The following is a 13,755-nucleotide window of genomic DNA, read 5'->3' on the forward strand; positions in this document are numbered from 1 at the left end:
CAACTATCTTAGACTTCAATTGAATTCCATGCAAGGCGCTTGCAATAACTATCTAAATCTCCAGCTTTAGATAACAAACCATGTCATCACCAAGAGAAATTACAGGTTTACAGCACGCGTGAGTTCAAGCTCTTAGTTCTTGGCTGCTCTGAAGACCTGAGAGGACTCATCCACCACCCTCAATGCTGTTTCGAAAGAACATCGGCAGCCTCATTTCCTATGAACATGAGAGACATGTGGCTTTTCCAAAAATAAACCGCACACTCCGTTACCACTTTGTTCGAGGCTGTTGCCTGGTATGGAACACGCCGAGGATTTGAAGACGGTCACCGCGTATCTGATAAGGAATGAGGTAAGACCAGTTTGGTACTGCCCATTCACGCGTATTTTTGACTCGACCTTCACGGCCCATGGTTGGAAATTGAGCCAGTTTGTCTACGCTGGCAAAAATCGCTTCGGAAAAGTCATCAGCAGCCTTGGGATTTTCCAAAGCTATGTAGCTAGCTTCGTCCTCTAGATTCTTGAGTGCCTTTGCCAGCCACTCAACCCGCATTCCTGCTCCAGCGCCGAGCGCGCATTGCCGCTACTTGATCATCGGAGGCGAATTTACCTTGATTGGCCTCCTCTACTGCCAGCTCGATCTGTGTGGTCAGGGTCTTTTCGTGCTCGATATAGTCACGAAGAACGTCCATCGCTAGATAGCTCGCGCTCTGGCCGCTCGTCTTAGCCAGGTCGGTGAGAGAGTTCGAAAGGTCTTCCGGCAGAGTCAGGGATATCCCAGTCATGACAGCCTCGATGGTGAGCGATTTTCAGGCATCTTACACCGCAAGACGCTCACTTGAATTGGCAACTCGTCGCAAGGTACTTCACGACGTTTTTCGTTTCAGGCTCATCTGCTTCGCATCGCTTGCTTGCTTGCTTGCTTGCTTGAGAAACATGGGATGAAATTCACCCAATCAGGTGAGCCGCTTTTCGACTGTCAGATTACGTATGGACGCGAGCAAGCCCCTATTGATAGTTTTTCACTCGCGTGTGCTCGCATCCATCGTCGGAGCAAATTCCTACCCAAGCAGACCTAAACCTCACCAGCCACCATCACGCCACGATTGCCTCTCGCCCCATCGCCCGCTACTCTCCGACTGTCGCTGCCAATTCAGCGACCGGGCCTGAGAACCCGAGTAAGATGCAGGCGCTACAGCGCCCGAACCACGTTTTGCGGCGTTTTTTTATGTCCGCATTCCGTGTAATGGCGGCTGTGCGTGGGAGACCTTCGGGTCTGCCGGGTTCCTGTATCTCCGGTTTCTCAGCCTGCGCACAGCTGCCACCCATTCGCCTGAGAACGAACGTGGCAGTTCTCAATTGATATGGGAGTTCATCGATGCACGCCATGGATCTGCTGTTGTCTCGCTTCACTGCTTCGCTAGCCGCCACCCGTCGCCAATTGGCCGAAGGAGGTGCGCAATGACCCATCTCAACGATCTCAAAACCCCAGGCCTAACCCCCTTCTCCTACCACTCCGACCGCCCCCTGTTCCGCGTCAACAGCGGCATCCCCATCAGCGAAGCCCTTTCCCACGCCTCCGACCTGCTCCACGTTGCCAAGCTTTTGGCCGAGGATGCGGCGATGATTCGTGGTACGGATCGGTATGCGTGGGCGTCGTGTTATTTGCAGGATATGAGCAAGGCCGTCATCGATGATGTGGTGAAGGTGTTGGAGGCGCCGAGGGAGCATTGGGTTTAGGTGGCGTTGCGTTTATTCCGTGGCGATGGCGGGGCAGGTTGGAGGAAGAGGGGCTGCTTTGCAGCCCAGCGGGAGCAAGCTCCCTCGCCACGGGTAGGCGTCGCTCGCCATCGACCTGCGCTTGGGCGAGCGGTTTGTGCCTGGCGCGGAATCAGCGATTTTGCGTCGCCGGCACCAGTTCCAAGGTGCTGCGGGTGTGGCGGGCGATGTCGCCCTCGGCCAGATGCATCGGTTGGTATTGCCCTTGGGTGAAGGGCAGCGCCTGGTCCTTGTAGTGCCGGTCGAGCAGCACGCCGCTTTGCCCGACGGGGAGCATGCCGAGCGCTTGTTCGGGGGCGTTGAGGTCGATCAGGCGGCGCACCGAAGGGCCGTAGGTGACGGTCCAGGGCGCCGGGCCGAGGGGGGAGGAGAAGTTGTCCGGCACTTCGTGGTTGCCGGGAACGTCCATCGGCCCGACGTTGAACAGCATGCCCAACCATTTTTGCGTACCCAGCGGGTGCATTTGCGTCAGCCGATGAGCCTTGCCCCATTGCCATTGGTTGGGGTCGTTGCCCAGGGTGGCTTGCAGGTGGGCGATGCCGGCGGACCAGGCGCGGGCGACGATGTCGCTGCGGGTTTCACGGGCGGCGGTGGTGCGGTCGTCCCACCACGGCGATTCGGGGTCCGCGGCGAGTCGCGGTAAAGCGGCGTCCAGTACGCGGGTGCTCAGCAGGTTGTCGAAACGCCCGTCGCCGAGTTCATCGTGCAGGGCCTGGTAGGCCAGTTGATAGAGGAACTGGTTGAACACCGTGGCGCTGACGGAATCCAGCGGGTAGTCGCCCTGCCATTGGGCCAGTTCGTCCAGCCATCGCCGCTGCTGGGGGTCGGTGACCTGCGCGCGCAACGTTGGCAGCAAGGGTTGCAGCACGCGCTGGGCATAGAGCGTGCGGGTGTCGAGTTGCACTTGCCGGCTCTTTTCAACGTCCCACTTTTCGCCCTCGCCCAGCAGTTGGTTCAGGCGCTGGCCGCGGTCCGGCAGGTTGTAATAGCCCGGTATCGGCACACCGCTGGCCGAGGGGGGCTGGGTGTTGGCCGAGACGATGTAGCCACGGGCCGGGTTCTCTTCGTGGGGGTTGTCGCTGACCGGGTAATAACCCGATTTCTCCGCTTCGCCGCCGCTGCCGTCGAGGATGAAGCCAGGGTCGGCTTTTGGTGGCCGTATCGGCAGCGCGGCGCAGGCCCACCAGGCGATGTCGCCGCTGGCGTTGGCGTAGACGACGTTAAGGCCCGGCGCCTGGATTTTCGCTGCCGCAGTGCGGGCCTTGTCCAGGGTGTCGGCGCGGTTGAGGCCATAGAACGCTTCGACGATCGGGTTATCCGTATTGAGGTAGGCCCACCACAGGGCAATGGGCTTGCTGCCGGCGTTGTCCCCCAGGGCATCGTTGATGATCGGGCCATGAGGCGAGCGGCGCAGGCGCAGGTACACCGGCGGCGCATCCTTGACGTCGATACGCGCCTGCTCTTCTTCCAAATGCACCCACTGGCCCTGGTACCAGATCTGCTCCGGGTCGTCGGGGTTGGTTTTTTCGGCGATCAGGTCGATGTCGTCGTTCTGGAACATCGTCAGCGTCCAGGCGAATTGGCTGTTGTGGCCCAGTAATGCGAAAGGCACCAGGCTCTGGTAATCGCCATACAGCTCGAAACCGGGGGCCGACAGGTGCGCTTCGTACCACACCGAAGGCACCGAAAAGCGGATGTGCGGGTCGCCAGCCAACAAGGGTTTGCCGCCCGCCGTGCGCTTGCCGGAAATCGCCCAGGCATTGCTGCCTTCCAGTTGCGGCAGGCCGGCGGCGCTGACGGCCTGTTGGCTCAACTGGGCCAGGCTGTCCAGGCTCTTCCAGTCTGCCGCGCTGAAGGCCGGGGCTTGCAGGGCGCCGTCGGGGCGCCATTGGCGATCGAATATTTCCAGGTAGGGCGCCCCGAGATCGTCGCGCACGTAGGTCAGCAACGGCTCGGTACGAAAGGCGGCGGCAAAGCTGTAGGCCATGTAGCCGACAATGCTGTAGACGTCCTCCGGCGTGAACGAGCGCTTGGGAATGCCCAGCAGATCGAATTCCATGGGGCTTGGATTTTGCCGCTGGTATTCGTTGATCCCTTCAAGATAGGCCTGCAAGGCCTGCCAGGCCGGGCTGTTGTGATCGGCTTGGGCCGCCTGCCGGTCGGCCTGGTCGCGAATGCGCAGGGTGCGAAACAGTTTGTCGGTGGGCACCAGTTTGCTGCCCAGCACCTGGGCCAGTTCGCCCCGGGCCAGGCGCCGCAGCATCTCCATCTGGAACAGGCGCTCCTGGGCCTGGGCATACCCCAGTGCCCGGTACAGGTCATGCTGGTTGCTGGCGTTGATGTGGGGAATGCCGCGTTCGTCATAGCGCAGGGTGACCGGCGCTTGCAGCCCGGCGAGCGGCTTCACGCCCTGGCGCTGGGGTTGTTTGCTGTAGACGTACCCGGTGCCGCCGGCCACAGCGACCAACAACAGGGCCGAAAGGCCTTGGGCGATGCGCTTGATCATGTCAAAGACCTTGTTCACGTTGATGGGGCGGCAGCCGTCGCGCGGCCACGAGACGCCGGCTGGCCTGGAACCGATTCAGGCCATGCAGCAGCGGCCCGGTCATCATCGTGGTCACCACGGTCATGATGACGAACAGCGTGAACAGCTCCGGGCCGATGATGCCCAGGTCCAGGCCGATCTTCAGCACCACCAGTTCCATCAGCCCACGGGCATTCATCAGCACGCCGACCGTCGCGGCCACCGCAGGCGAATAGCCGGCCATGCGCGCGCCCAGCACGCCGCCCAGCAGCTTGCCCGCGACCGCCACCGCCAGGACCAGCGCCAGCAGGGTGACGCCTACCCCGGAGAACGCCGCCGGCGAGGTATTGAGGCCCGCCAGGGCGAAGAAGATCGGCATCAGGACGATCACCGCGACGTACTCCACGCGCTCGACGATCATGTTCAGCAAGCGCTGGTCTCGCGGCAGGCAGGCGCCGAACAGGAACGCGCCAAACACCGCATGCACCTGCAGCCATTCCGTGAGGCTGCCGTAGATCAACGCACCACTGAGCAGCATCACCAGCAGCCGAGGGTCGCCCGCCTCGCCGATACGGTCGATCCAGGCCTTGATCAACGGGCGCACGCACCAAAATGAGACCGCGCACAACAGCAAGAGCCCCGCCAGCCGCCAGGCCAGGCCTTGCCAGTGACTGTCGATCTTCAGGCTCATGACAGCGATGGCCAGCAGGATCCAGGCGCCGACGTCACTCAGGGCGGCCGACATCAACGCCAGGGAGCCCGCCTCGCTGCGCAGCATCTGGCGTTCCTTGAGGATGCGCGCCAGCACGGGGAACGCGGTGACCGAGAACACCGTGCCGATGAACAGCACGAAGCTCAGGCGCGGGATGCCGGGAGGCGCGAAGGCGTCGTAGAGCAGCGGTGCGATGGCGGCGCCCAGCACGAAAGGTACGATGATGCTGCAGCCACCGATCAACAACACTTTGCCGTTCAGGCCCGGGCCCGTCCGTTCCGGAAAGCGGAACTCGGCACCGACGACGAACATAAAGAGAAGAATACCCAGTTCACTGAGGGTTTTAAGTTGAATCGCCGCGTCGCCCTTAAATAGTGCATGATGAAACTGCGGAAAGAAGTAACCCAGCACTATTGGCCCCAAAATGAAGCCCGCCATCATTTCCCCTACAACTTCCGGCTGACCGGTTTTCTTCAATAGCCCGCCCACGACCTTGGCCGCCAGCAATATGAATACGATCTGCATGAATAGCATCCGGGCCACCCTTATTTGTGCGTTGCCAATTACAAATAGCGCTCGATCCTAACGGAGTGCCGAACATTCAAAAACCTATCGAAACAGGTAGGTTTTTTAACGAGCGGAAGCTGCTAGATTTCGCCTGCCTTGCCAATTTGCGTCCTTTGGCGGCACTACGTTGAACGCCGTTACCCTCACGAGGCCGATAATGAGAGATCAAATATTCACGATTATCCAAGCGGCACTGACCGAAGTTAATGCCACTCGCAAAGAGAAGATCGACCTGAGTAACATTGATCGCCTGGCGCTGTATGGAACGACCGGCGTCTTTGATTCCATGCAACTGGTCAGCTTTTTAGCGGCGGTTGAAGAAGGCTTGGACGATGAACTTGGTATCGAAATTACCCTGACTTCGGAAAAAGCCGTCTCGCAAACCATCAGCCCCTTCAGCAGCGTTCAATGCCTGATTGATTTCATTCTCGCCGAAACCCAGGAACCGCTGATGGCCTCCGCCTGAGGTCACTCTCGCTCGAGGAATCTGAAGTGAACGTGATCGTGCGAAAGGCCTTGGGCAACGACATGTATCCGGTCTGCAAGCTGCTGCGCGAGTCGACCCTGAACTCCCGGTGGATCGGCGTGAACATACGCAAGCGCATGTTCCAGGACCCGTGGGCCGGGGGCGAAGACTACTTTGGCTATGTGATGCAGGACGGCGACGAAGTGGTGGGTTTTCTCGGCTTGCTGTTCACCCGCCAGCCGATCAATGGCCCGCAAGAGCGCTTCTGCGAGCTGCACAGCTGGTACGTCAAGGAGGCCTATCGCAAGGAAAGCCTCAAGCTGCTGTTGCCGGCGCTGTCCATGCGCAAGGTGACCTTGCTCAACTACACGCCGACCCCGGACGTGTACGAAATCAGCAAGAAGTTTGGTTTCACCGACTTGGAAACCGAACTGTTATTGATTTATCCCGTGGGCAATCCGTTGGCGATGCGCTGGCGTTATCGATTGGAAACCGATGCCTGTGCCGTGCAGGGTTGGTTGAATGATCGGGACAAAGTTATTTTTCATGACCATGCCACGCTGGAATGCCGACATTTAATCGTGGTGGATGAAAGAACCCAACGCAGTTGTTATTTGATCGTCAAGAAAATGAGCCGTCGCTGGTTTGAACCGTTTGCCCGCATCTTGTATATCAGCGACCCGCAGTTATTCGTCGAAAGTATCGACAGTTGGCGCCTGAAATTATGTTTGATGCTCGGCGTTCAATGTTTGGTAGCCAACGCGGCCGAGTTCAACGGCGCATCTATTTCCTTGTCGCGTCGAATCAAGCGGGCCGTGCCTTCATTGATCAAGACCAAGTCCGAACAATTGACACCAGAAAGTGTTAAACCGGTTTATAGCCTTCCCCTGCTCATCGGTTATAAGTTGCATTGAGATGATTATATTGCTGACCGGTACACGCAAAGGCGTGGGCAAGGATGTGGCCTTGCACTTTTTAAATCGCGGCGACCATGTCGTGGGTTGCAGTCGTGGTGAAAGCAGTATCGAACATGAACGCTATGAACACTTTTGCCTGGACCTGAACGATGCCCGGGCGGTTCGGCAGATGATCAAGCAGATCCGCCTGACCCACGGGCGGCTCGACGCCCTGGTCAACAACGCGGGCGAAGCCAGCATGGCGCCGTTCCTGTTGAGCCCGGAGGAAACCGTCCAGGGCCTGTTTGCCAGCAATGTGTTCGGGCTGATCAACGTCACCCGCGAAGCCGTCAAGCTGATGCAGAAAACCGAAGGGCCGAGCGCCATCGTCAATCTCTCGACCGTGGCCACTCGATGGGCCATTGCCGGCCAGTCGATCTATGCCGCCAGCAAGGCCGCGGTGGAACAGCTGACACGCACGCTGAGCAAGGAACTGATCGCTTTCGATGTTCGTATCAACACCCTGGCGCTGCCGCTGTACCGCAGCTCCATGACCCGTACGCTGCCTCAGGAGATCAAACAGAAAATGATCGAGCGCCAGGCCATTGCCCGACAGTGCGTGTTCAACGATGTGATCGGGCCCCTCGAATTCCTGCTCGGCGAGCAGTCTGCCTTTGTGACCGGCGAAACCCTGAGCCTGGGAGGTGTGCAATGAGTCGTTCGCAATTGCTCGACACGCTGGCGGAACCGGCCGACCGGATCGCGTTGCTGCACGGCGACCAGAGCCATAGCTATGCCCATTTGTGCGAGCAGATCCAGCACGCCCGGGAGGCGCTGCTGACACAGGGCGTGAAGCCCGGCGAGGCGGTGATTCTGCATGGCGACTACAGCGTGCGTGCCATCGCCACCCTGTTGGCGTTGTACTTGAACCGCAACATCGTCGCACCGCTGGTGGACCTGAACGAGCGCGCCGTCGCCACCTTGCAGGACGCCGCCCAATGCGGCTGCCGGATCGAAGTCGGCGAGCAGGGCCTGCGCGTTCATTCCCTGCCCAAATCCGAAGGCGCGACACCGCCCCATTACCAACGCTTGCGGGACCAGCAACACGCCGGGCTGGTGTTGCTCAGCAGCGGCAGCACCGGGGCGCCAAAGGCCATCCTGCATGACTTTGACGAGCTGATCGAACCCAAGCTGGACAAGGGCCAGAAGAAGCCGACGACGATCCTGATGTTCCTGTTGTTCGACCACATCGGCGGCCTGAACTCGCTGCTCAATACCTTGTTGGTGGGCGGCTGCGCGGTACTGCCAGGCGAGCGCACGCCCCAGGCGATCTGCCGGTTGATCGAACGTCATCGCATCAAGGTGCTGCCGGTCAGCCCGACGTTTCTCAATCTGATCCTCATGGGTCGCCATCAGGAACAGCACGACCTGTCGTCGGTGCGCTTGATCACCTATGGCACCGAAACCATGCAACAGAGCCTGCTGAACCGCATCCAGCAAGTGTTCCCCAAGGCCAAGATGTTGCAGACCTTCGGCACCAGCGAAACGGGGATCAGTGCCACGGTCAGCCAGTCCTCGGCCAGCACGTTTTTCAAGCTGGCGGACAAAAACACCGAGTACCGCATCGTCGACGGCGAGTTGCAGCTCAAGACGCAAAGCCAGTTCATAGGCTACCTGAACCAGGACACCGACAACGTGACCGCCGATGGCTGGTTCCGTACCGGCGACCTGGTGGAGCAGAACGACGCCGGCTACCTGCGCATCCAGGGCCGGCAGAAGGAGTTGATCAACGTCGGCGGTTTGAAAGTGCTGCCCATGGAGGTCGAGAACATTCTGCTCACCAATCCCCTGATCGAGGATTGCCTGGTCTACGGGATGCCCAACGCGATCACCGGCCAGGCCGTGCACATGGACGTGAAGGCCACGACGATCACCTGCAAGAAAGCACTCAAGCGCTACGTGCTGGAGCACCTGAGCGATCGCCTGGAAACGTACAAGTTGCCGGTCAAGATCAACAAAGTGGACGAGATCGCGTTTTCCAACCGCTTCAAGAAAAGCCGGGTGGTGATCTGATGAGCGATATCGTCATTCTCGGCAACGAACGCTTCGCCCTGGAATTGGCCAGCTACCTGCGAGACATCGAGCCCGGCACCTGCGTGCGCCACCTCGTCATCCCGCCCGCTAGCGAACCGTCGCTGGTGCTGGACGCCGGCCACCGGTATGTCCTGGGCACCTCAGACATCGCCCAGCGCCAGCGACTGATCGACGCCTATTTCAGCGATGGCCGGCTCTCGGCACCCAACTTCATCCACCCCAGCGTGCGCCATCACCTGAACCTGGCAGGCAGCCGGGGGAACGTCATCGCGGCCGACGCGTACCTGGGCGTCAACGTGCAGTTGGGCTCATGGAACATGATCAATTACCACTGTTGCGTGGGGCATCACACGACGCTCGGCGACAACAATTTCCTCTCGCCGATGTTCAACGGCGGCAACAGCGTCACGTTCGGCAGCCGGATTTTCTGTGGCCTGAGCGTCGTGGTGAGCCCGCTCACCGTGGTGGCGGACGACGTCACGGTGCAGGCCGGTGTCACCCTCAGCGAGTCCATTCCCGAAGGCGCCCACTGCACGTCATCGGCGCGGCAAAAAATCATTCAACTGGTCTAAAGGAGTAGTTCGCGCATGAGCAAGAAAGCAAACGTCATCGTCATGGGTGGTGGTCCTGCAGGCAGCATTGCGGCGCTCACCCTGCAAAAACTCGGGCATCAGGTGACGGTGTTCGAGAAGGAAAAATTTCCGCGCTACCGGGTGGGCGAATCCTTTTTGCCGGGCACCTTGTCGATCCTGCACCGCTTGGGGCTGAGCGATAAAATTGCCGAGGCCGGCTATGTGCTCAAGCCTTCCGCCACGTTCCTGTGGGGCAAGACCGAGGCACCGTGGACGTTTTCCTTCAGCACGCCCAAAACCGAAGACTGGGTGTTCGACCACGCCATCCAGGTGCTGCGCTCGGAGTTCGACCAGATGCTGCTGGACACCTGCCGCGAACGCGGGGTGAAGGTGTTCGAAGAAGCCGCGGTGATCGATGTCGACGTCGAGCACGATGACTTCGTCAGCGTGCAGGTGCGCCACAAGAATGAAACCAGCGAGTTCAAGGCCGATTACCTGATCGACGCCTCCGGCAGCAACAGCCCGCTGGTACGCAAGCTGGATTTGCGCGAATACGACGAGTTCTACAAGAGCGTGGCGCTGTGGTCGTACTTCAAGACCCCCGACCCGTTCAAGAACGACCTCAACGGCACCACGTTCTCCATCACGTTCGAAGACGGCTGGATCTGGATGATCCCGCTCAAGGACGGCATCTACAGCGTCGGCACCATCGTCGACCAGAGCAAACTGCCGGACATCAAGGCCCAGGGACTGGAAGCCTTCTACGACGCGACACTGGCCAAGAGCGAGCGCGCGCTGGGCATTCTCAACGGCGTGCAGCGCTGCGAGGAGGTCAAGCTGGTTCGCGACTGGTCCTACGAGACCAAGTACTTCTCCAACAAGCGCTTCTTCCTGTGCGGCGACTCGGCGTGCTTCACCGACCCGCTGTTTTCCCAAGGCGTGCACCTGGCCTCGCAATCGGCCGTGAGCGCGGCGAGCAGCATCGATTACCTGATGAGCAACCCCGAGCAGCAGGCGCAGGTGCACGCCTGGTACAACCGCAGCTACAAGGAAACCTACAACCAGTACCACGAGTTCCTCGCGTCGTTTTACACCTTTGCGTCCTTCACCGAGCCGGAGTCCGAGTTCTGGACCAAGCGACGCATCAGCGAGTCGGCCGACGAGCGCCTCAAGCGCAAGGAATGGTTCGAGCAACTGGTCAACGGTGAAAAACAGAACCGTCCACAGATCGGCGATTTCAAGGACCGCGCCTCGACCATGATCGCCATCGGTCGGCACCAGCGCCCGACGCTGACGGACGAGTTCATGGACGCGGAGCTCAACCCGGCGCGGGTCCGCTGGATCTCCGACCTGACCAAACAACTGAACCGCATCACTCGCTTCGAATGGAAAGGCGAACACGTCGAGACCACCGATTACTTCAAGATCGAGCCCCAGAGCTTCAAGTTGCAGCTCAAGCAGATCCTCTCCAACGGCGCCGGCAAGGACATGAGCAAATACTCGGTCAACGACCCGCTGGTGCAGCTGATGCAGGCGCTCAAGCAGGAAGGCTTCGGCTACAAGGAACTGATGGTGCGCCTGAACGATGTGGGCGAAGTGAACTCCTCGCAATTCGTGATTCGCCTGATGGAGTCCGGTTTGCTGGACGGCTACGACAAGACGGGCGAGCGCGTGCGGGTACAGGATCGCCTGCGGTTTGACGGCGTGGGAGTGGAATATGAAGTCTGAGCCCGCCTACGACTGGCTGTTCCTGGCGGGCGTTGGCAACTCGGGGGCCAATCATTGGCAACGGCAATGGGAGATCGAGCACCCCAACACGTTGTGGCTGGAGCATCGCGACTGGGACAACCCGACGCGCAACGAATGGGTGGCTGACCTCCAGCAACGGGTGCGGGAGCATCCGCGGCCGATGATCGCGGTCGCCCACAGCCTGGGTTGCCTGCTGTTGCTCGAATGGGCCGCCGAGCACGCCCCGGACAAGGTGCTGGGCGCGTTTCTCGTAGCGGTTCCCGACCCCAACGGCGCGAGCTTCCCCGCCGAGGCGGTGGGTTTTCGCCCCGCTCATACGCTGCCTGCCGCCCTGCCCATGATGATCGTTGCCAGTGAGAACGATCCTTATGGGACGCTGGGATACGCCCAGCTCAGCGCGCGTCAGTTGGGTTGCGAATGCGTGAACGTCGGTGCGCAAGGGCACATCAATGGCAAATCCGAACTGGGCTACTGGCACCCGGGCTACAACTTGCTGCAAGACTTTACCCGGTCGCTGACTGCTTGATCCACCTTGCGCAGGCGCCTTGGAGGCGCCTGCGCAACCTTATCGATCAGGACGATGATATGTCTGCAAGCTCTGCACTTTTGCAAACACCCAGTGTGTTCGCTTCATCGCTGTCGCCCCGGATCCTGGGCGTCGCGTTTGGTCAGTCGCACCGGATCGCGGTCCGGGTCCATATCGATGGATCCGACGTGCCGGCCACGCTCCAGGTATTGAACGAAACACACGGTCTGGTGGAACTCAAGCCGGGCAGCTGCCCGCAGGGATCGGGCAAGACCAACCTGGCGCTGACCTTTGCCCAGGTCTTGCAGCGCCCGGCCGTGCCGGTTCGTCTGTCGGCTTCGTGGTTGCCCAACGCACCCGCCAGCCTGATCGTCGAGCTGCTGGGCGAGCGCCCCGAGTGCCTGGCCCAGCAGCCACGGCAGGCTGGCCGAGCACTGCCGGCCAGCGCGTGCAGCCCGGTGTTTTTCAACCGTCGCTTGATGGTGCAAGTCGGCCACTTGAGCCCGCTGGCCGGTGAACTGCGCATCGTCCAGCAGGACCCTGGCGTGATGCCGGGCATGGATCTGCAATTGCAATTCAATTGCCGCTGGAGCGGCCCGTGCACGGTGAAGGTCCAGGTGCTTGAGGTCTACCCATGGCAGGGCCGGCGCACCTGTTATTTCCGCGTGCTGGACAGCGCGTCGAGCAAGGCCGTGGCCTTGATGTTGCTGTGTCAGCGCGAGGACTTCACCTTCGATAGCTTGCCCGCCGGGCTGCGCAAAGGCTCGGCAATCGATCGGCTGATTTCAGTGAGCATCGTCGAGAACGCCCGCGAGCTGGAACAGGTGCTCGACTGCCGACTGGCCGCCAATCGTCATTACGGACGCCTGGGCGAAGTGGCGCATGCGCAAAGCCTGTGGGATGACTTCGATCCGTTCGCGATTCAGGTCAGCGCCCGGCTGGGGCGCAAGTGCGTGGGCGCAGGCCGGGTGGTCATCAATGAAGGGCACCGCGAACGCTGCGAGATCGAGGTCTCGACGCCTTTGCCGCCGTGGCTGTGGGACGGCGGGTTCGTCGAGATGTCGCGAGTGGCCATCAAGCCCGAATACTCGGGGCACCGGGTGATGTTGGCGCTGTTGCGCGAGCTGGGCCGGATCACGCTGTTCCTGCGCTGTCGCTACATCGTGCTGGACGCCATCGAAGTGCTGGTGCCCATCTACACCCGCCTGGGCGCGCAATGCCTGCCGATCACCAAGCAACATCCCTACAGCGGCGAGCGGGTGCACATCATGTACTTCGATGTCGGCCAACTGCTCGCGAGCCTGGATCGCGGGCTGCCCCATTGGCTGTACGTGTTCGGTCCGACCATCGAGCACAGCATCACCGCGCAGACTGTCCGGGACGTGGCCGCGACGTACCAGGTACCCGCCGCCCGCCTGCATGTGAAAAGGAGCCTGGCCCATGCGCTCAAGAAAATCCTTGGCTGACCCGGCGCGGGTGAAGGTGTTCAGCTCATTGATCTCGGCGTCGCTGTACGGCGGCTGGGTCGCCTATTGCGCCCGTCAGCAGCCGATGTTGCAGGTGGTTGAATCGGCCCTGGCGCAATGGTTGCTCAGCTTTGTCGCGACCTTTGCCTTTTCGGCGCTGATCAGCCGCCTGGTGGGCAGCAGTCAACGCTACAACGCCGCCGCCCTGGCGGCCGGATTGGCGATTGCGCTGTATGCCGGCGTGCTGTTTGGCATTCATGCCATGGTGGGCACACCGCATCCGTTGAGCACGCTGCTGCCGGTGCTGGTCCTGGCGGGCGCCTACGCGTGTTTCTTCGCCAGCCTGCAAGTACGCCACAACCTGCGCCCGGCGTTGCCGTGACGGGCTCTGGCATAGCCCATCG

14 protein-coding genes are annotated in these 13,755 nt (G+C 60.7%); 10 read left to right on the top strand and 4 right to left on the bottom strand.

Translation table 11 applies throughout. From position 1 onward, the window contains the following. Positions 1–268: 268 nt before the first annotated feature. The gene (locus ACODSJ_RS01815; RefSeq protein ID WP_489100096.1) at positions 269–553 is read right to left on the bottom strand and encodes a type II toxin-antitoxin system RelE/ParE family toxin; all 285 of its coding nucleotides are present in this window, start codon (positions 551–553) and stop codon (positions 269–271) included. Continuing rightward, entirely contained in the window at positions 543–785 is a 243-nt protein-coding gene (locus ACODSJ_RS01820; protein WP_489100097.1) for a CopG family ribbon-helix-helix protein, read from the bottom strand. Before ACODSJ_RS01820 ends, ACODSJ_RS01815 begins: the two co-directional genes overlap by 11 nt. 676 nt (positions 786–1,461) lie before the next feature. Here ACODSJ_RS01820 and ACODSJ_RS01825 point away from each other — a divergent pair. Beyond that, positions 1,462–1,740 (top strand): DUF3077 domain-containing protein, encoded by a 279-nt coding sequence (locus ACODSJ_RS01825; RefSeq protein ID WP_489100098.1) that lies wholly within the window; start codon positions 1,462–1,464, stop codon positions 1,738–1,740. A 151-nt stretch (positions 1,741–1,891) separates the two neighbouring features. On the opposite strand, the gene ACODSJ_RS01830 is transcribed toward ACODSJ_RS01825, so the two are convergent. Continuing rightward, positions 1,892–4,282, bottom strand: a complete 2,391-nt coding sequence (locus ACODSJ_RS01830; RefSeq protein ID WP_489100218.1) for a penicillin acylase family protein — start codon at positions 4,280–4,282, stop codon at positions 1,892–1,894. A 4-nt stretch (positions 4,283–4,286) separates the two neighbouring features. Then, entirely contained in the window at positions 4,287–5,540 is a 1,254-nt protein-coding gene (locus ACODSJ_RS01835) for a cation:proton antiporter domain-containing protein (RefSeq protein ID WP_489100099.1), read from the bottom strand. A 199-nt stretch (positions 5,541–5,739) separates the two neighbouring features. On the opposite strand from ACODSJ_RS01835, the gene ACODSJ_RS01840 reads away from it, so the two are divergent. Genes ACODSJ_RS01840 through ACODSJ_RS01880 form a run of 9 tightly spaced genes read left to right on the top strand, consistent with a single transcriptional unit; the run spans position 5,740 to position 13,733 of the window. After that, positions 5,740–6,048 (top strand): hypothetical protein, encoded by a 309-nt coding sequence (locus ACODSJ_RS01840; protein WP_489100100.1) that lies wholly within the window; start codon positions 5,740–5,742, stop codon positions 6,046–6,048. Between the two features lie 26 nt (positions 6,049–6,074). Then, positions 6,075–6,962, top strand: coding sequence for a GNAT family N-acetyltransferase (locus tag ACODSJ_RS01845; protein ID WP_489100101.1), 888 nt, complete (start codon positions 6,075–6,077; stop codon positions 6,960–6,962). 1 nt (position 6,963) lies between these two features. Further along, positions 6,964–7,659, top strand: coding sequence for an SDR family NAD(P)-dependent oxidoreductase (locus ACODSJ_RS01850; protein WP_489100102.1), 696 nt, complete (start codon positions 6,964–6,966; stop codon positions 7,657–7,659). After that, a complete protein-coding gene (locus ACODSJ_RS01855) occupies positions 7,656–9,017 on the top strand; it encodes an ANL family adenylate-forming protein (RefSeq protein WP_489100103.1) in 1,362 nt (453 codons plus the stop codon). The genes ACODSJ_RS01850 and ACODSJ_RS01855 overlap by 4 nt, the downstream gene beginning before the upstream one ends. After that, complete coding sequence (locus tag ACODSJ_RS01860) at positions 9,017–9,610, top strand: LbetaH domain-containing protein (RefSeq protein WP_489100104.1); 594 nt, start codon at positions 9,017–9,019, stop codon at positions 9,608–9,610. Before ACODSJ_RS01855 ends, ACODSJ_RS01860 begins: the two co-directional genes overlap by 1 nt. A gap of 15 nt (positions 9,611–9,625) precedes the next feature. Then, entirely contained in the window at positions 9,626–11,338 is a 1,713-nt protein-coding gene (gene cmlS / locus ACODSJ_RS01865; RefSeq protein ID WP_489100105.1) for a chloramphenicol-biosynthetic FADH2-dependent halogenase CmlS, read from the top strand. Then, a complete protein-coding gene (locus tag ACODSJ_RS01870; protein ID WP_489100106.1) occupies positions 11,328–11,885 on the top strand; it encodes an RBBP9/YdeN family alpha/beta hydrolase in 558 nt (185 codons plus the stop codon). Before cmlS ends, ACODSJ_RS01870 begins: the two co-directional genes overlap by 11 nt. Positions 11,886–11,944: 59 nt before the next feature. After that, positions 11,945–13,351: a GNAT family N-acetyltransferase gene (locus ACODSJ_RS01875; RefSeq protein WP_489100107.1), complete on the top strand. Its 1,407-nt coding sequence runs from the start codon at positions 11,945–11,947 to the stop codon at positions 13,349–13,351. Beyond that, on the top strand, positions 13,326–13,733 hold the full coding sequence (locus tag ACODSJ_RS01880; protein ID WP_489100108.1) for a hypothetical protein: 408 nt from the start codon (positions 13,326–13,328) through the stop codon (positions 13,731–13,733). The genes ACODSJ_RS01875 and ACODSJ_RS01880 overlap by 26 nt, the downstream gene beginning before the upstream one ends. Positions 13,734–13,755: the final 22 nt, after the last annotated feature.

Source organism: Pseudomonas sp. FG6 (assembly GCF_057809015.1).